The sequence below is a fragment of the Streptomyces sp. SID5469 genome (assembly GCF_009862865.1).
Lineage (GTDB): Bacteria > Actinomycetota > Actinomycetes > Streptomycetales > Streptomycetaceae > Streptomyces > Streptomyces avermitilis.
Genome location: NZ_WWIN01000001.1, coordinates 2,835,137 through 2,854,114, shown reverse-complemented (window position 1 = coordinate 2,854,114; position 18,978 = coordinate 2,835,137). Strand labels below are relative to the sequence as shown.

Sequence of the window (18,978 nt, the reverse complement as noted above, 5' to 3'; positions counted from 1 at the left end):
GGGGGAGCGGGAAAGCGATGGGTCGTCCTCGACTGGTGTTCGTCCACGGCATCGGCGGTCCGCGGGACGCCCGGGCCGACCTGGACGAGTGGCTGCGCGCCACGGCCCACGGCGCGCGTGCCGCCGGGCACTCCGCGCGGATCTCCGGCCTCCTCGGCGGCTGGGCGGCCGACGCCCGCTTCGCCTACTACGGCGACCTGTTCCGAAGGAGCGGCGCCCAGGGCGGCCCGGCCGCGGGGGCACAGGACGAGGACGCGCTCGTCGCCCTGCTCCAGGAGGCCGTCGACGAGCGGCTCACCGACCCGGAACTGACCCCGGCGGAGGCCGCGGCACTGCGCCGGGCCAGAGCCCAGCTCGCGCCCACCGGCCGGGCCCAGGGGGCCGGCGCCCCGGCCCGCCACGCGGTCAACGCGCTGACCAGCCTGCTGGCCCTACCGGGCCTGCGCGCCACGGGCGGCTGGCTGACCGCCCGCACCACGGCGGGCATGCTGGGCCAGGTCGCCCGCTACCTCAACCGCGCCGAGCCGGACGAGCGGGGCGCCGCACTCGACGACCGGATCCGCTCCCGGGTCGCCGAGTGCCTGGACCGGGAGGGGCCCACGGTCGTCGTCGCCCACTCCCTGGGCACGGTCGTCGCCCTCGAGACGCTCCACGCACACCGTGCTTCCGTACCCCTGCTGATCACCCTGGGCTCACCCCTCGGCATCCGTACGGCCGTACAGCCGCGGGTACGGCCGCAGCCGCTCGGTACCCCGGAGTGCGTCGGCCGGTGGCTCAATTTCTGGGACCGCGACGATCTCGTCGCCGCCCGGCCCGCACTGGAGAAGTTCGTCCGGCCCAACGCCGCGGGCGCTCTCCCGGTCAGCGGCCGGGTCGACTCGGACGGTGCGTGGGTGCACCCGGCCGCCAAGTACCTGGCACAACCGGCCGTCGCGGGACCGCTCGTCGAGGCCCTCACCACCGCCGGCGGCCGATGAGCGGGCCGCGCCACGTACTGGTGATCGGGGCCCAGTGCCCCGCCCTCGGCCTGCTCCCGGAGCTCGAACAGGCGGCCAGGTCCCTGCACGACACCCTGACGGCCCCCTGGGCAGGCGCCTGCGAGAAGGACCACCCCGAGCGGACGACCCTGCGCTGCGGCGCCGACGTCACCCAGGCCGAGGTGGAGCGGGCCGTACGTGAGGCGGGACGGCACGCGGCGGCGGAGGGCGCGGTCCTGGTCGTGGCGCTGCTCGGCCACGGCACGCCCGGCGGAACCAGCCTGTACTTCGCGGCCGGCGACTCGGAGCCCGAGAACCCCACGAAGATGGTCGACGTCGGATCGCTGCTGTCGCAACTGCTGGACACCCCCGGCCTCGACGGCGTGATCGCCCTCGTGGACACCTGCTACGCGGGCAACGCCGCCCCCGACCTCAAGTCCCTGGCCGGCGGCATCAGGGAGGGCGACACCCGGCTCGCCCTGCTCATGGGAGCCGGCGCCAAGGAGGAGGCGTACGAACTCCGCTTCAGCCGGACCCTGGTGAAGGTGTGCGGCGAAGGCATCGAGGGGGCCGGCGAGACCCTCTCCCCGGCGGCCGTCGCGGACGCCGTCCGGACCGACGGCGGCGCGGAGGGCCAGGCCATCCTCCGTACGGAATTCGACGGCGCCCAACTCGCCCAGGAGCGGTTGTGGCTGGCCCGCAACGCCCGTCACAGCACTCCCACGGGTCCCCTGCTCGGACCCGTGGGCGCCGAGGAACTGGCCAGGGCCCTGGAACGGCTGGGCGGCGACCCGGACTCGTCCGGGGTGTCCCATCCGGCCAAAGTCACCGGCCTGCGGGACCTGGACTCGCTGAAGCCCGCGCTGTCCGCCCTCCCGTCCTCCGCCGAACGCGCCTGGGCGCTCGGTGTGCTGGACGCGCTGCGCGACGCCGTGCGCACCACCGCCCTGCTGACCGCCTGGCCCGGTGCCGACCTCACCACCCCGCTGCTGCGCCGCACCCTCGCCGAGGTGAGCCCCGCGTCCACCGCGACCCTGCCCGAGTCCAGGGGCACCGGCCTCCTGCGCGACGCCGTGGAACACCTGCTGCTGCGCAGCCCACGGGCCGGTCAGCGACGGACCGTCCCCCTGGCGGACTTCGTGGCCGCGCTCGCCCGGGACACGGGCGTCGACCCGGGGACCCCCGAACTGCGCCGCTGGGCCGCCGACCTGGACGCCGAGATCGACCTCAACGACGCCTTCGTACGACAGGCGGACCGCACCCGCGACACGCGCCTGCGACTCGTCGTCAGCCTGCACTCCGCGGTCGGCGACGACTGGCCCGAGTCGCTGGCGGCCTGGCTGCTCGACGGGGACGCCGTACGCCACCACGAGGAGTTCCCCTGCGACCCGGACCGGACCGGCGTCGAGGGCCGGCTCGGCACCGTCCTGCGCTGGGCGTCGCGGCACGCGCGCGTCCTGGGCGCGCCCCTGTACCGGGTGGAGATCGCCGCGCCCGCCCCGCTGCTGGTCCAGTGGCGCCCCGAGGAGACCGACTTCGGGATGCGGCTCGGCGCCGATCACGACGTGGTCCTGCGCTGGAGCGACCGTATCCAGCCGCCCGACCACCTCTGGTGGATCAACGACCGCGCCCGCAAGGCCCTGGAGGCGATGCGGGCCTGCCCGGACGGCACCCGCGCCGACTGGCTCGGCGAGTCGGACACCCGGCAGTTCCAGGAGACCTACGGCCGGCTGATGAGCGGGCCGCGCACCCGGGCCGTGGCCCTGACGCACCGGCCGTCCCGGCTCAAGGACATGATGGAACGGCTGCTGGCCGCCTCGCCCATCGTGCTGTGGCCCGACGACGAAGCCTCGGTGCCGGACGACGTACGCGCCTACCTGGACACCCACTGGCATCTGCTGCCCGCGGAGTTCTGCCGCGCCTACCGCGACAAGTGGAGCACGTGCGGCGACCCGGCAGGCGCCACCTCCGCGGCCGCCTCCGACCGACGGCGGCTGGCCGGGCTGCGCACGGTGTGGGACGGCCCCGAGTGGCTCGAGTTCTGCACCTGGTTCGAGCAGGAGCAGTTCACCCACGAAGCAGCACAGGAAGAAAGCGCCACCACCGACGGGGAGTATCCGACATGACCTGGCAGCCCTTCTACGTCGGGACCGGACAGGCCCCGGCCGGTGCCGAGGAGCAGGTCGTCCTGCCCCCCGCCCCGCCCTGGCGGGAGTTCCCGCGCCGCTCCCAGCACCGGCAGTTCGTGCCGCCGCCCCGCCTGGCCGAGGCCGTGAACGCGGCACTCGCCCTGCGCCGCCCCCTCCTGGTCACCGGCCCGGCCGGCTCCGGGAAGTCCACGGTCATCGAACAGGTGGCCGCCGAGCTCGCACTCGGTGACGTCCTGCGCTGGCACATCACCTCCCGCAGCAGCCTCGCCGAGGCGCTCTACCGGTACGACGCACTCGGCCGCATCCACGCCCAGCGCCTGGAGGGCCCCGGCGGCAGCGACGACATCGCCCCCTTCCTGCGCATGGGCCCGCTCGGCACCGCCCTGCTGCCTTCCGCCCGCCCCCGGGCCCTGCTCATCGACGAGATCGACAAGAGCGACCTGGACCTGCCCAGCGACCTCCTCGACGTACTGGAGCGCGGCGAGTTCGAGATCCCCGAACTGGCCAGGTACGGCACGGACGTGGTCCCCGTCCGCGAACACGGCGGCGAGCGGACGCACCTCATCGCCCGCGGCCGGGTGCAGTGCGCCGAGTTCCCGTTCATCGTGATGACCAGCAACGGCGACCGCGACTTCCCCGCCGCCTTCCTGCGCCGCTGCATCCGCTTCACGATGCCGCTGCCCACCCCCGAAACCCTGCTGCGGGTCGTCGAGGCGCACATGGGGCCCGAGAAGGCGGCGGCGGACGAGACCGGACGGCTGATCACCGTGTTCCTGGAACGGCTGACCGCCGGCGAGAGCCTCGCCGTGGACCAGCTCCTCAACGCCGTACACCTGCTGACCGGCGACGGCGCGCCCGGTGACGACCGCCGCCAGGCCATCGCGGAACTGATTCTGCGGGAACTGTCCCATGCGTGACGCCCGGGTCCGCCGCGACGGGTACCTCCGACATGTCCGGTGACTTCGAGAACTCCGGCGAGGACTCCGGTGGTTCCGGTGACGCGCTGCCCCGACTGCTGTCCGCGCTGCACGGTGCCGTCCCCGGCCTCGACGGCACGGCGCTGGCGGAGGCGCTGTGGCTGGCGGCGCGGATGGCACGGGACCAGGACCCGGCGGTCGACGCGCCCGCACGGACGGCGACCGGCACACCCGAGACCGAGGGCCGCGCACAGCGGCCGTCGGCGCCCGGGCCCCGGCAGCCGTTCCCCGTCCCGGACGACGACGGCACACGGGCCCCGGACGCCACGGACCCCGCCCCGGCCGCCTCGCCCGCCCTCCCCCTGCACGAACGGCTGCCGGGCAGCGGAACGACCCTGCGCGGACATCCGGTGGCCGCACCCCGCGCGGCGGTACTGCCGCACGCCCTGGAGCTGACCCGGGCGCTACGACCGTGGAAACGGCCGTGGTCCGAAGGGCGCCGCGCCCAACTGGACATGGACGCCACCGTCGACGGCTACGCCCGCAGCGGCGAACTGCTCCCGGTGTTCACGGCGGCGCCGGAGCGGTGGTTCGACCTCGCGCTGGTCGTCGACCGCTCACCCGGCATGCAGGTGTGGCGGGAGACGATCGCCGAGTTCGCGGCGGTCCTGGACCGGCTCGGCGCCTTCCGCACCCTCCAGGTCGCGGACCTCACCTTCGACACCGCCCAGCGTCCGCACACTCCCGGTCAGCTCCGCTCGACGGACGGCCGCCGCCTGGTCGTGGTGGTCTCGGACTGCACGGCGAAGGCCTGGCGCCGCCCGGAGGTGTGGCATCTGCTGAGGGACTGGGCGGGCGCGACCCCCACGGCGGTGCTCAACCCCCTCCCGGCCAAGCTGTGGCGGCGCGGCGGCCTCAACCTGCCCACCGTGCGGTTCACCCCCGCGGCGCCGGGCGCGACGCGCAGCCGGGTCCCGCACGAGCCACCACCCCTGCTGGACGTGTCGCCGGATCCGGACGAAGACCCCTGGCTGCCCATCCCGGTCCTCTCGCTCACCCCGCACTCCCTGGGCCGCTGGTCCCGGGCGCTGATGCGGGGCGACCCGGACGGCTGCACGGCGGTACTCGTCCCGCCGACCGGACGCCTGCCGGGTCCCGCCCGGCCGCGCGGGGTTCCGCTGCCGCCGGACACACTCGCCAAGGGCTTCCTGCGCACGGCGGCGCCGCGCGCGGCCCGGCTGGCCGTGCTCTGCTCGCCGTTCGACCGCCTGAGCCTGCGCCTGCTGCACGTCATCCGGCAGGAACTCGTACCCGAGGCCACGACCGCGGACGTGGCGGAGGTGGTGACGAGCGGGGTGTTCGCGCTGGAGGGGGACGGCACGGGTCCGGTGGAACTCGTGCTGCCGGCCGAGGCCCAGACCGTGCTCCAGGAACAGTTGGGCGCACACGAGGTGTGGGGGATCCACCGGGCGATCTCCCGGCACGTGGCGTCCCGCGGGGACGGCCGGGCGCTGCTGTCCGCGGCGGCCTACGACCCGGAGGGAGCGCGCGAACTGCGCGGGGAGCGGGAGGCGTTCGCGGAGGCTTCCCGGCGGACGCTGGAGCTGCTGGGGCTGGCGGAGACGGGGGAGAAGTGGGTGTCGGGGGCGGACGGACTTCCCCCTGCCCCACCGGTGTTCGTCGAGTACAACGCGGTCGCCGAGGAAATGCGGGCACAGATCGCCTCCGGCCGGAGCCGGGTGGTCCTCGTGACCGCGCGGAACGAGGCCCCGGGGGCCGGGCGGACGGCGCTCGCCCTCCAGGTCGCCCGGCTGGTGCGCGAGCACTTCCCGGACGGGCAGTTCCACGTGGATCTGCGCGGGTCCCGCCGGGTCCCCCTGCCGCCCGACGCCGCACTGCACCTGCTGCTCCGGCTCCTCGGCACACCCGCGGAGGGGATCCCGCGCGAGCCCGACGACATCGCGGCCGCGCTCCACTCGGCGCTGCGCGGGAAACGGGTGCTCCTCGTGGTGGACGACGCGAGCACCCCCGAACTGCTGCGCTGTTTCGCGGGCGAACCGCCCGAAGGCTGCGCCGTCATCGTCACCGCGCGCGGCCTGCCGCCCGGTCTGCCGGCGCACTGTTCCGAGGTCTGGCTGGACTCGCTCTCGGCGGACGGCGCGCTGACCCTGCTCGAAGCCACCCTCCGCCGCACGATCCGCGACGACGACCTGCTGCGCCCGCTTCTCTCCGGGACCACCTGGTGGCCCCTCACCGTGCGGCTGCTGGGCAGCTGGCTCAACTCCGCGAACCCGCCGGAACTCGCCTACCTCCTCTACGGGGCCGGGGAACAGCCCCTGAGCCTGGAGGGGTTTCTCCGGCTCCGTCTCGACCACCTGCCGTGGGCGTCCGCGACGGCCCTGCATCAGCTGGCCGTGGCGGAGACCGGCGAGTTCTCCTTCCCGGAGGCCCTGGCACTGATGGGCCCGGTCCCGGACGCCCGCCGGCTCCTCGACACCCTGGTCGACGAGGGACTGCTGGAGCGCCGGGGGCCCGACGCGTACGGATTCCACGGGGCCGTCCACGACCACCTGCACGGGCGCACGGCGTACGCCGTGGAGCGCGGCGAGGCCGCCGCACGGCTCCTGGACTTCTACCGCTCCGCGGCCGCCACGATGTACGAGAACAGGCGCCCCGGCACGGCGCTCGCGAGGCGTCTGGACGCGCCCCCGCTGCCGGTCCGCCTCCCGGAAGGCTGGATCCCCAACGCGCTGGCGCTCCTCGACCGGACCGGTCGCTCCGCGCTCGGGGCCTGGGTGCTGTTCCTCCTCCAGGACGCGGGAGCCACGACGCCGTACCGGACGCTGTACGAGCAGGCGGCGCACACGTTCCTGGAAAGGACCTCGGACTTCGTCCCGGGCGCCTGGGGCGTGGCCGCGCTGGCGCACGCCCAGTACGAGGGGGGCCGGCCGGACGACGCGTGGCACACCGTCGAAGCCCTGTCCTGGCCCGAAGTCGCCCGCTGGCAGGGCCCGTTGAGTGGCACCAACGCCCTGCTCCTCGGGCGGCTGACGCTGGCGCGCGGACTGCTGGACCGGGCCGTCGGGGAACTGCGGCTGGCCTGCCTCCTCTTCCACGAGGACGCGGACCGGCACGGCGAGGCGACCGCGTCCCTCGTCCTCGCCCGGGCCTTCCTGCGGCGCGACGAGCCGGTGCAGGCGGTCGCGCCCGCCGTGCGGGCCGCCCGGTTCTTCGAGGACCTCGGTCTGACCGCCGAGACCGGGAACGCCCTCCTCTGTCTCGAATCCGCGTTCTCCGCCACCGGAGCGGACGAGGAACTCCTCACCGCCCAGCGCCGGGTCCGCGCCCACTTCCGCACCCGCCACCTGCGCGACGAGGAGGCCCAGGCCCTCGCCCGTACCGCGCACACCCTGCTCCGCCTGGGCCGCCCGGCCGAGGCGGAGGAGGCGGCCCGCGCGGCCCTCGCGCTGCTCGAAGGATCGGACCACGAGGCGGCCCGCGAGGCCGCCCGGAACGCGCTGAACAGCTCACTGCACCCGGGCCCGGCCGCCCGGACGGTCATCGCGGTCGACACCTCCCCGTACACCTCGGCCGTGGGCATCCTCGACACGGTGACCCGCACCCTCCGCTCCGGGACGGCCGTCACCGCGGACGAACAGCTCGCGGCCTGCACATGGCACGACAGCTGCCTGATCTTCGTGGATCAAGCGGTCCCGCTCGGCCCCCTCCTCACCGAGCTGGCGGACCGGCTCCCCGCGGAACTGGAGGCCGTCGGTGAACTGGCTCCGCCCCGACTGGCCGTGCACGTAGGCCCCCTGGAGACGGACCCCGTCGACCTGACGTCCGACGTGGGCGTCGAGTACACCCGGGCGATGCTCCGCTCCGCCGAGTTCCGCAGGCTGTCGGACCACTACCCGGATCACCCCACCCTCTGCATCTCGCCCGAGGCGTACAAGGCACTCACCGCTGACGGCCGCCCGCTGCTGCGGTTCGCCCCGCACCTGGTCACCAGCGCGGCGGGCACGGAGGTGTGCGTCGTCCTCACCCCGCTCGGGCACGCTTACGCGGACGACTCCGAACTGCTCCGACTGGCACGGACGTTCAACGAACTCGACCCGGACGGACGGCGCCTGGCAGGCGCCCTGCGCGACTGCTTCGACGCGGCGCTCGACATGGAGAACACCGGCCGCTTCGACCTTCGTCAGCTCAGGGGACGGGAGCGGGCGCTGACCGCACTCGAACTGGAACGCTCCCTGTGCCGCGCGTTCCCCTTCGACGCCGGCGAGAGCACGGACCTGGTGTGGCGTCCGTCCGGGCGCCGCGCCCCCGTCCCGTTCGAACTGCGACTCTCGCTCACGGGGCCGAACTGGCGTTTCTCCCCGCACACCCAGGACGTCCTCTGCCTGGTCGTGCAGGCCGACGACCGGGCCTCCCGCTGGTCGGCCGGGCTCATCCGGGTACGGCCCGACGCGCTCACCCGCACGTCGGAACCGGAGAACGACGGCACGGCCGTGCTGACCACTTCCGCCCGTCGGTCCGCCGTGCTGTGGCTGCGTCGCGACGCCCCGCTGCCCGAGAACGTCCTGCTGCACCTCGACGACGCGACCCGCGCGGCGATCCTCGCCCCGAAGGACGCGGTCGGCCGTACGGCGGAGTTCTTCCGCCGGGTCCAGGGCAGGCCGGTCCCCGTCACCGCGCTGCGCCCCCTGCTCCGCGGGCAGGACCACAAGAGGCGCGTACGGGAGGCCGTGGTGGTGCTGCGTCCCGAAGGAGTCCTGGTGGTGCGGGGCAACTCATGGGGCCGCGCCGTGGCCGAGGCGCTGCGCCTGCGCCGGCCCGCGGAGGACGAACTCCTGAGCGTACGGCTCGCGGCGCACCGGCCCGGCCACGGCGACCGGCCCACCGTCTCCATCGGCGCCGGCACGTGGGTCGTCGCGGCCTCCGACGATCCCGTGGTGCCGTTCGTGGAGGGTTTCCCCGCCCCGTCGTGGCTCTCGTGAGCCGCCCGGTCCGTGGCGGACCGGCATGAGATCAGGACCACGGATGCCGTGAAACCCGCACGTCACCCCCGTGTGCATGGCAGGATCCACCGCGATGAACGCATCCCCCACGGTCCGGACCGTACGCGCGGCGGTGTTCGCCGTCGGGTGCGTGCTGCTGGCCGTCGGGGGACACGCGCTGGCGACCGGTGCCGTGCCGCCGGTGTGGCTGGACGTGGCCGGGTTCCTGCCCGTCTTCGCCGCCGCCTTTGCGCTGGGCGGCCGGGAGCGGTCGCTGGCCGGGATCGGCGGCGCGATGCTCACCGTGCAGGGCGGCATGCACCTGGCCTTCGACGCCGTGCGGCCACGGGCCGAGCGGATGCCCATGCCGGGGACGGCCCACGGCATGCACATGGCCCACCAGCCGCACGCGATGACCTCCCACGCCGTCGCCGCACACCTCGCCGCCGCCCTGCTCGCGTCCTGGTGCCTGCGCCGCGGCGAGGCCGCCCTGTGGTCGCTGCTGCGCAAGGCCGTCGCGTTCGTCCCGGGCCTCGCGGCCTGGTGGCGTACGGCACCGCTGCCCGCGTACGCGGCCGCGGCACGCCCGTACGCGCCCGGCCCCCGCCGCCCCCACCGGACCCTGCTCCGCCACGCCCTGTCCCGGCGCGGCCCGCCCGCCGGAAGCCCGTACCCCGCCTGATCCCCTACACCCCAGCACGAGTACGGAGTTTCCCCACTCATGTCCCCGATCCGCACCACCCCGATCCGCACCACCCTGCGCCGCGCCGGCACCGTCACCGCTCTCGCCGCCGCCGGTGTCCTCACCGCGGCGGGCGCCTCCTTCGCGCACGTCACCGTCCACTCCGAGAGCTCCGCGAAGGGCGCCACGGACGGCGTTGTGACCTTCCGGGTTCCCAACGAGGAGGACACCGCAAGCACCACCAAGGTGCAGGTCTTCCTGCCCACCGACCACCCGGTCCTGGGCGTGCTCGTCACCCCGCAGGACGGCTGGAGTGCCAAGGTGACGACCACGAAGCTCAAGACGCCGGTCAAGACGGACGACGGCACCATCACCGACGCCGTCTCCGAGATCACCTGGACCGGCGGCCGCATCCGGCACGGCCAGTACCAGGACTTCGATGTCGCCTTCGGCCAGCTCCCCGACGACGCCGACCAGCTGACCTTCAAGACGCTGCAGACCTACTCCGACGGAAACGTCGCCCGCTGGATCGAGGAGACGCCGAAGGGCGGCGAGGAGCCGGAGAACCCGGCGCCGGTGCTCCGGCTCACCGCCAAGGGCGCCGCGGAGGACACCGGGTCCGCCGCCGACAGCGACAAGAGCGCCGCCGGGAGCGGGAGTTCCGAGACCAAGGCGGCCGACAGCGACTCGACCGCCCGCGGGCTCGGCATCGCCGGACTGATCGTCGGCGTCCTCGGCCTGGCCGCCGCGGGCTTCGCCATCGCCCGCGGCCGTACCGCCACCGCCCGCTCCGTGGACGAGTAGCCGCCGGCCCGCCCCCCCCGCCGGCGTCAGTTCCCGTCGGCGGGGCGGACCGCCCAGCGCTGCTCCACCCTGGCCACCCGCCAGTACGTGATCGCCGCCGCCCACACGACCCCGAACAGCCCGACGATGATGTAGCCCACGTTGTCGAGGTCGAGGCCGGCGATCCAGCCGGTCACCGAGTCCCGCAGGTCGAGCTTGTCGTGCAGTACGCCGACCAGCTCGATGGTGCCGATCAGAAACGCCACGGCGATCGACAGACCGGTGATCGCCAGGTTGTAGAACACCTTGCGCACGGGGTTCGAGAAGGCCCACTGGTAGGCGAAGTTCATGAACGTGCCGTCGAGCGTGTCGAACAGGCTCATGCCCGCCGCGAACAGCAGCGGCAGACACAGGATCGCGTACCAGGGCAGCCCGGCCGCCGCACCGCTGCCCGCCATCACCATCAGCGTGACCTCGGTGGCCGTGTCGAAGCCCAGCCCGAAGAGGAAGCCCAACGGGAACATCTGCCCGGGACGGGTGATCGACTTGGTGAAGCGCCCCAGGATGCGGTTCATGAACCCCCGCGAGTCCAGGTGCTGTTCGAGCTCCCGCTCGTCGTACGTTCCCGCCCGCATGGCCCGGAAGACCCGCAGGATGCCGACGAGGGCGACGAGATTGAGGGCGGCGATCAGATAGAGGAACGACCCGGAGATGGTCGTACCCAGAACGCCCAGCACCTGGTGCGTGGTGGAGTCCTCGTTCATGACCCGTCCCGCCAGCTGGGTGCCCCCGGCGATCAGCGCGGCGAGGACGACGACCACGCTGGAGTGCCCGAGCGCGAACCAGAACCCCACCGACACCGGCCGCTTGCCGTCGGCCATCAGCTTGCGGGTGGTGTTGTCGATGGCGGCGATGTGGTCGGCGTCGAAGGCGTGCCGCATACCGAGCGTGTAGGCGGTGACGCCGAGGCCGATACCGAAGGCCTTGGAGCCGACCTCGTAGTGCCCGGGCACGACCAGCAGGAACAGAACGCCGAACGCGACCACGTGCAGGGCCGCGATCACCGCCAGCAGCCCGGCGGTACGGACGGTGTCCTCACGCCGCCACCGGAAGGAGGCGGCGGCCTCGGAAGACTGCGCGGGCAGGGTCATACGGTCACGCTCCAGCACCTCGTGGATCACTTCGTGAGATGCCGTGGCCGGTCTCCTGGCTTACGGGTACACGCGCCCGTCCCTGCCTTCCCGGCCCTGAGGGACCAGTGGCGCCGCCCGCGGCGGCACGGAACGGGAACTCCCCGATCACAGTGGCGAGGGCCGCTCCGGCATGAACCCCCTGAGGGGCCGTCACCGGCTTCCCGAGCACCACGGCCCGCCAACCCTAGGGCTGACCTGGGAACACCTGCAAGGCTGCACAGTTGCGCAGGTGTCCGTACGTAGGAAAGATCACATACGGCCGCCTGGAAGAATGCGCGCATGCATCTCGTCCCCGCCGACCGCGTTGACCGGAGCACCATCGACGGCCACCGGGTCTGTGACGCCATCGCCGCGATCGGCGAGCCCCACGGCGTACGCGCCTGGGCCGACCGGTTCTCCCTGCTCGCCGACCCCGGCCGGCTCGCCCTCCTCCTCGCCCTGCACCGGGCCGGACCGCTCGCCGTCTCCGACCTCGCGGTCGCCACCGGCATGAACGACCCCGCCGTCTCGCAGGCGCTGCGGCTGCTGCGCACCGCCGAGGTGGTCGTGGGCGAGAAGGCGGGGCGGGTCGTGCGGTACCGGGTGATCGACCCGGTGGTGCTGAAGCTGCTGGAGCAGGTGACCTGAGGGCCCCGTCAACGCTTCGGCTGCAACCGCACATCCGTGCTCGACAGCGTCTCCGGCGACGCGGAGAAGGCGCGCAGCCGGATGCGTACACCTGGCTCGGGGAGCTTGAACCTGCCGTCGGGCGGCAGGAGTTCATAGCGGGCCGAGCCGTGGGCGGGGACAGACGCCGGGCCGGCCTTGACCGACCAGTAGCGGTTCATGCCCTGATTGGTGGTCACCGTGAAGTGGGGGCGCATGGTGGTGCCGCCGGTGTTGGTGACCCGGAGGGTGAGCCCGGTGACGGTCCCCGTGCCCCGGCGGACGGCCAGGACCTCCATGCGCAGGGGCGGCGCGCCGGTCACCGCGTACGCCGCCGCCGACAGGGGCAGTGCCAGCAGCAGCGCGACGACGCCCACGCGGGCCGCCCGCCGCCGGTGCGCCCCGAACGGCAGCCGGGGCTGCCAGGCGCTCGCGAAGGCCGAGGGCGGCGCGGTGACGGCGGCCGCCAGCCACAACGGCGTCATCAGCAGGTAGTAGCCGTCCTGCGAGCGGGTCGCCAGGAAGAACGTGCACCAGGGCAGCACCGTCGCCGCCGGCCCCAGCCGGCGCATGAACAGGACGAGCAGCGCGAGCAGGACCGCCGCCAGCAGCGTGCTCGCATGGGAGTACCAGGCCAGTCGCCCGCTGCCGTCGGTGTAGTAGAGCGAGGCCCCGACCAGCCCCTGACCGTGGATCACCGCACCCTGGGTGAGCGGCAGCATGATGCCGGAGAGCCAGGAGCGCGGCTCACTGACGACGAAGAACGCGTTGATCAGCAGCCAGGTCCCGGCGGCCACGGCCCCGATCCGGCCCACGGCGACCACGGCGGCGCGCGGGCCCCGCTCCCCGCGGCGCAGCGCGTAGACCCCGGCCAGCAGGAACGGCGTCAGGAACCACGGCAGCTGCTGCGCCGCGCAGGCCGCGCCCAGACAGGCGGCCCGCCCCCAGTCCGTCCAGCCGCCCCCGCCCATCCGTGGCCAGCGCACCACCACCGGGATGAGGAGGGCGAGCGCGACGACGGCGGGGTACCCGTACCGGGCGTACGACGGCACAAGCCCGAAGCCGAGGCACACCAGGGTGGCCGCCGAGCGCCACCGCACGGGCAGCAGCCACCACAGAACGACCGTGCCGGCCAGCAGGGCCACCGTGCTCACCAGGGTGGCCGCGGCCGCGCCGGTGCCCCCGATCCACAGGAGCGCCGCGGTCAGCAGCAGACAGAGCGGCGGATAGCCGTACGTGAAGTCGTAGCCGCCGCTCATGGTCGGCGTGAGCGCGATGCCGTGGCCGAACAGCCAGGGCCACGGCTGTTCGTACACCGGGCGGCCGGCGATGAACTCGCGGGCGGCCTGCATGGTCAGGACGGCCTCGTCGGTGCCGCCGTGGTTCATGACCCAGGCGCACAGGGTGAGCGTCACCGCGATCACCAGGACGCCCAGATCGAGGCGCGCCAGCGCGCGGCCGCGGCGCACCACCAGGGTCAGCAGGCCGGTCGTCAGGATCCCCGCGTAGCACAGGGAGATGACCGCGGCCACCACCGGACGGAGACTGGCGGCCTGCACCCACACCTGCCGCGTGCCGATGAACAGGCTGATGCACGCGAGGAGCGTCAGCACCCGGTGCCACTGTGCCGGTGCCTCGTCCGGCGCCGCCGGCGTACCCGCCCGTCGGCCGCTTGTCGACGGCCCTGCTTCTGCCAAGTGCACGACACGGAACGTAATGGGACATCGTGAACGATGCGGGCCATGACGTGAAGAGTCCGGTGCGAGGCCGGTAAGAAGGCACCGAATGGAGGATCGGAACCGAATGGAGGATCAGAGCCCGGAGGGGCTCAGTACACGTCTCGGACGTACCTCTTCTCCGCGGCCAGCTGCTTCACGTACGCCGTGGCCTCCGCCTCGGTCAGACCGCCGTGGGTGACGGCGATGTCCCGCAGGGCCCGGTCGACGTCCTTCGCCATGCGGGAGGCGTCCCCGCAGACGTAGAACCGGGCGCCGTTCTGGAGCCAGTGCCACAGCTCGGGGCCGTGTTCGCGGATCCGGTCCTGGACGTAGACCTTGGCGCGCTGGTCACGGGAGAACGCGGTGTCGAGGCGGGTGAGGGTGCCGTCCGCCAGCAGCGCCGTCAGCTCCTCCTCGTAGTAGAAGTCGGTGGCGCGGTGCTGCTCGCCGAAGAACAGCCAGTTCGGGGCCCGGTGCCCGAGCGCCCGCCGCTCCTGGAGGAAGCCCATGAACGGCGCGACGCCGGTGCCGGGGCCCACCATCACCATCGGCGTCGAGCTGTCCGCAGGGGGCCGGAAGTGCGGCGAGCGCTGCACGAAGACCGGCACCGGTGTGTGGTGCTCCGCGTCGGCGAGGAACGGCGAACAGACCCCGCCGCGCGGCCGCCCGAGCCGGTCCTCGTACCGCACGACGGAGACGGTCAGGGACACCAGATGCGGGTCCACGAGCGGACTCGACGATATGGAGTACAGCCGGGGCTGGAGGCGCTTGAAGACCTCCGCCCACTCCTCGGCCGTCGCCCGCACCGGATGCTCGGCCACCACGTCCACGGCCTGCCGGCCCCAGGACCACTGCGCCAGGCCGTCCTTGTTGTCCGGACGCAGCAGCTTCTTCAACTCCCGGTTGTCGTGGGCGTGTTCGGACACGAACCGGAGCAGGTCGGGGGTGATGTGGGTGATGTCGAGATGGCGGTGCAGGGCCTGGGCGAAGGGCACCTCGCCGACTCCCTCGACGGCCACGGGAGTGGAGTGGTCGAGCCCGGTCACCGACAGCCACTCGTCCACCAGATCAGGGGAGTTGACCGGCCGTACGCCGAGCGCGTCCCCGGCCTCGTACGTCAGTCCCGTCCCGCTCGTGTCGAAGGTGAACCTGCGGACCTCCTTGCCCGCGCCGGGCAGGCTCAGCAGCCGGTTGCCGGTGAGACGGGCGATGGCGGGTTCCGGCTTGCGGGGCCGGGCAGGCTTCGGGGCGTCCGTCTTGGTGCCCAGCGCGCCGAGAACCTGGTCGAGCCAGGCTCCCGCGTACGGCTCGTAGTCCGGCTCGCAGTCCGTGCGCGGCGCGAGCCGCACCGCGCCCAGCTCGTCCAGCCGGGTGTCCAGTCGGCGTCCGTGCCCGCAGAAGTCGTCGTACGAGGAGTCGCCGAAGGCGAGGACGGCGTAGCGCACGCCGTCCAGCCGCGGGGCGGCCTCCGCGGACAGCGCGTCCCAGAAGCCGGAGCCGTTGTCGGGTGCGTCGCCGTCGCCGAAGGTGCTCGTGATCAGCAACAGGTCAGCAGTGCGCGGGAGTTGGGCGACATCCGTGTCGTCCATGCCGACGAGGGTGGCCCGGTGACCGGTCGCGGTGAGCCGCTCGGCGGTCGCGGCGGCGAACTCCTCCGCGTTCCCGGTCTGCGACGCCCACAGGACGACGACCTCGCGGCCGGGCGGTTTCGCCGGGGCCTCAGCGGTGGCGGCCCTGGAGTACATCCCGGCGAGGACGCCGTTGACCCAGAGCGCGTGCTCGGCGCTGAAGGGTGCTTCCGCGGGCAGCACGGGCACGCCCGGCGCGCCGGAGCCGAGCCCGGCGAGGAAGCCGGTCAGGTACTGGCGTTCCCGCGCGGTCAGCACCGGTGGCGGGCCGGGGGTGAGACCGAAGATCTCCGCCTGTCCGGCGGGAGCGGACGAGGCCGTCAGGCCGCCGTCGGGGGCAGGGGGCGCAGCATCGAGGGACCGGACGGGAAGGGCCGAAGGGGGCGAGGCGACCCGGGCCAGTGCCACCGCGCACACCTTGAACTCCGGCTGGAACGACAGCGGATCGACCGCGTCACTGGTGACCGCGTTGATGCTCAGGTACTCCCCGAAGAGATCGTTCCAGTGGAAGGGGGCGAAGCAGCACCCGGGCTGGACCCGGTCCGTCACGACGGCGGGCAGGACGGCCCGCCCCCGCCGGGAGGCGACCTCCACCGAGTCACCGTCCACGACCCCGAGGGCGGCCGCGTCCCGCGGATGCACCTCCACGAACGGTCCGGGGTTCAGCTTGTTGAGCTTGGCGACCTTCCCGGTCTTCGTCAGCGTGTGCCACTGGTGCTGCACCCGCCCCGTGTTGAGTACGAAGGGGAAGTCGTCGTCCGGCAGTTCGGCGGCCGGAAGATGCGGCCGGGCGTGGAAGACGGCCCGCCCGCTCGCCGTGGGGAACACCAGCCCGTCCGCCACGTACCGGACCGGGTTCCGCGCCGGCCCGTCCGCCCGCGCCGCCGGCCACTGCACGGGCGTCGACCGCAGCCGCTCGTACGTGACCCCCCGCAGATCCCACCCGGTCTTCGGGTTCCACGCCCGCTTGATCTCCTCGAAGACCTGCTCGGCACTCTCGTACGCGAACCCCTCCGTGTACCCCATCTCGCGCGCCACGGCCGCGATCAGCCGCCAGTCGGCCGTCGCCTCCCCCGGCGGTTCGACCACGGGCCGGGCCAGCGTGAGGACGCGCTCGCTGTTGACGAGGACGCCCGGGCTCTCCGTCCACAGCGCGCCCGGCAGCACGACATCGGCGTACGCGTTGGTCTCGGTGTCGGCGAACACGTCCTGGGTGACCACGAATTCGGCGGCCTCGAGGCCCTCGATGACCGTCTTCCGGTTCGCCACCGAGGCGACGGGATTGGTGCAGATGATCCAGCACGCCTTGATGTCCCCGTCCGCCATCTTCCGGAACATCTCGACGGTGCCCCGCCCGACCCCGTCCGCGCGGATCGTGCCGGGCGCGAGCTCCCACAACTCCTCGACGAACGCCCGCTCCTCGTCGACGAGCACGGACCGCTGGCCCGGCAGCCCGGGACCCATGTACCCCATCTCGCGGCCGCCCATGGCGTTGGGCTGCCCGGTCAGTGAGAGGGGACCGCTGCCCGGACGGCAGATCGCGCCCGTCGCGAGATGCAGATTGACCAGGGCGTTGGTGTTCCAGGTGCCGTGCGTGGACTGGTTGAGCCCCATGGTCCAGCAGCTCGTCCACTCCCCGGCCTCGCCGATCAGCCGCGCCGCCGCCCGGATGTCGTCCTCGGGGATCCCGGTGATCTCGGAGACGGTGGCGGGGGGATAGTCGGCGAGGAAGTCCGGCATCGCCTCCCAGCCCTCGGTGTGCCGGGCGATGAACTCGGCGTCCGTGTGCCCGTTCTCGTACAGCAGGTGCAGCAGCCCGTTGAGCAGGGCGAGATCGGTGCCGGGCCTGACCTGAAGAAACAGATCCGCCTTGGCCGCCGTGGCGGTCCGCCGCGGATCGACCACGATCAGCTTGGCGCCGGCCTTCACCCGCTCCAGCAGCCGCAGGAAGAGGATGGGGTGGCAGTCGGCCATGTTGGAGCCGATGACCAGGAAGACGTCCGCCTTGTCGAGGTCGTCGTACGACCCCGGCGGCCCGTCGGCGCCCAGCGACAGCTTGTAGCCGGTGCCCGCGCTCGCCATGCACAGCCGTGAGTTCGACTCGATCTGGTTCGTCCGTACGAAGCCCTTGGCGAGCTTGTTCGCCAGGTACTGCGCCTCCAGGCTCATCTGCCCCGAGACATAGAAGGCGACGGCGTCCGGACCGTGCTCGTCGACGATCGCGCGCAGCCGGCGGGCGGTCTCGCGGACCGCCTCGTCCACCGGCGCGGGCACCGGCTCCGCGCCACGGTCGTCGCGGACGAGCGCGCTGGTCAGCCGGCCGGGCGCGGCGAGCATGTCGGCGGTCGTCGCGCCCTTGGTGCACAGCCGGCCGCGGTTGGCGGGGTGCTCCTTGTCGCCGGACGCCTTGAGGACCGTACGACGGCCGTCGGGGCCGGTCCCCACGTCGAGCACGATTCCGCAGCCCACACCGCAGTACGAGCAGACGGTCCGCACCTGCTCCGCGGTCCGGGTCCGCTCCGCCTCTGGGGTCGTGGTCATGCCGACGACGGTACGAATTGCCCGTTACGCGGATGTGTCGCGGCCTGATCTTGAAGGGTTACACCCGCTGCACAGCCGCCGGACGGGCACTGTGAGGCCCCGGCGGAAGGGGAGCCCAGGGTGGTGGTGGAGGGGTGCCATCCGGCCGATGTGACCGTCGGGACGCTCGCGGACCGTGTCGCTGTTGGGCCGAACAGGTGACCATGAGTAAGAATTGGCCGGTGCAGACAATGAGTGCGAGCCAGTGCGGGGAGGGCCGGTGAACAGCCACGATGTCACCGACGAGCAGTGGGAAGGGCTCGCCCAGGTCGTTCCCTTGCGTGGCCGGGACGCCTGGCCGTCCGCGGTCGGTCACCGGTCGATACCCGAGGCGCAGACAGAGGCGCGACGCCGCTTCGTGGTCCTGCGGGTCAACATCTTCGCGGACGCCCGTGACGTCGCCGAGACGCTGATGCGCGGGATCCCGGTCCTCCTCGACCTGACGAGCGCGGAGACCGAGGTCGCCAAGCGGGTGCTGGACTTCAGCACGGGCGTGGTCTTCGGCCTCGCGAGCGGAATGCACCGGGTCGACCGGAATGTGTTCCTGCTCACGCCGCCGGGAACCGAGGTTCAGGGGCTGATGGAGGGGGTGGGGGTGCCCGGGATCTGAGCACCCCGGGCGGACGGCCGTCAGCGGTGCCGGTCGCTCGATCGTAGGAAGGTCGCGGCGGCGGAACGGTTCGCCCGACAGCGGCCCCCTACGGT

11 protein-coding genes and 1 riboswitch are annotated in these 18,978 nt (G+C 73.3%); of the genes, 8 read left to right on the top strand and 3 right to left on the bottom strand.

The genetic code is table 11. From position 1 onward, the window contains the following. Nucleotides 1-17: 17 nt before the first annotated feature. The 6 genes from GTY58_RS12255 (at nucleotide 18) to GTY58_RS12230 (ending at nucleotide 10,530) form a co-directional block, all read left to right on the top strand. Nucleotides 18-977 carry a hypothetical protein gene (locus tag GTY58_RS12255; protein WP_037652212.1) on the top strand — a complete coding sequence of 320 codons (960 nt, stop codon included), beginning with the start codon at nucleotides 18-20 and terminating at the stop codon, nucleotides 975-977. After that, on the top strand, nucleotides 974-3,103 hold the full coding sequence (locus GTY58_RS12250) for a hypothetical protein (RefSeq protein ID WP_037652214.1): 2,130 nt from the start codon (nucleotides 974-976) through the stop codon (nucleotides 3,101-3,103). Before GTY58_RS12255 ends, GTY58_RS12250 begins: the two co-directional genes overlap by 4 nt. Beyond that, nucleotides 3,100-4,044, top strand: a complete 945-nt coding sequence (locus tag GTY58_RS12245; RefSeq protein WP_010983775.1) for a MoxR family ATPase — start codon at nucleotides 3,100-3,102, stop codon at nucleotides 4,042-4,044. Before GTY58_RS12250 ends, GTY58_RS12245 begins: the two co-directional genes overlap by 4 nt. After that, nucleotides 4,041-9,044 carry a NaeI family type II restriction endonuclease gene (locus GTY58_RS41310; RefSeq protein ID WP_010983774.1) on the top strand — a complete coding sequence of 1,668 codons (5,004 nt, stop codon included), beginning with the start codon at nucleotides 4,041-4,043 and terminating at the stop codon, nucleotides 9,042-9,044. Before GTY58_RS12245 ends, GTY58_RS41310 begins: the two co-directional genes overlap by 4 nt. Nucleotides 9,045-9,138: 94 nt before the next feature. After that, entirely contained in the window at nucleotides 9,139-9,726 is a 588-nt protein-coding gene (locus tag GTY58_RS12235) for a hypothetical protein (protein WP_037652216.1), read from the top strand. Nucleotides 9,727-9,765: 39 nt separating this feature from the next. Continuing rightward, nucleotides 9,766-10,530 (top strand): YcnI family protein, encoded by a 765-nt coding sequence (locus GTY58_RS12230; RefSeq protein ID WP_010983772.1) that lies wholly within the window; start codon nucleotides 9,766-9,768, stop codon nucleotides 10,528-10,530. A 26-nt stretch (nucleotides 10,531-10,556) separates the two neighbouring features. Here the strand turns inward: GTY58_RS12230 and GTY58_RS12225 are convergent, their stop codons facing one another. Further along, nucleotides 10,557-11,660 carry a HoxN/HupN/NixA family nickel/cobalt transporter gene (locus GTY58_RS12225; protein WP_171033197.1) on the bottom strand — a complete coding sequence of 368 codons (1,104 nt, stop codon included), beginning with the start codon at nucleotides 11,658-11,660 and terminating at the stop codon, nucleotides 10,557-10,559. 27 nt (nucleotides 11,661-11,687) lie between these two features. Continuing rightward, a riboswitch (cobalamin riboswitch) is annotated at nucleotides 11,688-11,904 on the bottom strand. Between the two features lie 77 nt (nucleotides 11,905-11,981). Between GTY58_RS12225 and GTY58_RS12220 the strand changes: the two genes are divergently transcribed. Beyond that, nucleotides 11,982-12,329 carry a metalloregulator ArsR/SmtB family transcription factor gene (locus tag GTY58_RS12220; protein ID WP_010983770.1) on the top strand — a complete coding sequence of 116 codons (348 nt, stop codon included), beginning with the start codon at nucleotides 11,982-11,984 and terminating at the stop codon, nucleotides 12,327-12,329. Between the two features lie 8 nt (nucleotides 12,330-12,337). Here the strand turns inward: GTY58_RS12220 and GTY58_RS12215 are convergent, their stop codons facing one another. Next, nucleotides 12,338-14,044: a membrane protein gene (locus GTY58_RS12215; protein WP_042494356.1), complete on the bottom strand. Its 1,707-nt coding sequence runs from the start codon at nucleotides 14,042-14,044 to the stop codon at nucleotides 12,338-12,340. Nucleotides 14,045-14,175: 131 nt separating this feature from the next. Next, complete coding sequence (locus GTY58_RS12210; RefSeq protein WP_010983768.1) at nucleotides 14,176-18,234, bottom strand: bifunctional nitrate reductase/sulfite reductase flavoprotein subunit alpha; 4,059 nt, start codon at nucleotides 18,232-18,234, stop codon at nucleotides 14,176-14,178. A 259-nt stretch (nucleotides 18,235-18,493) separates the two neighbouring features. Here GTY58_RS12210 and GTY58_RS12205 point away from each other — a divergent pair, with 259 nt between their 5' ends. Further along, complete coding sequence (locus GTY58_RS12205) at nucleotides 18,494-18,883, top strand: cell division protein SepF (protein WP_037652219.1); 390 nt, start codon at nucleotides 18,494-18,496, stop codon at nucleotides 18,881-18,883. The last annotated feature ends 95 nt before the right edge of the window (nucleotides 18,884-18,978 follow it).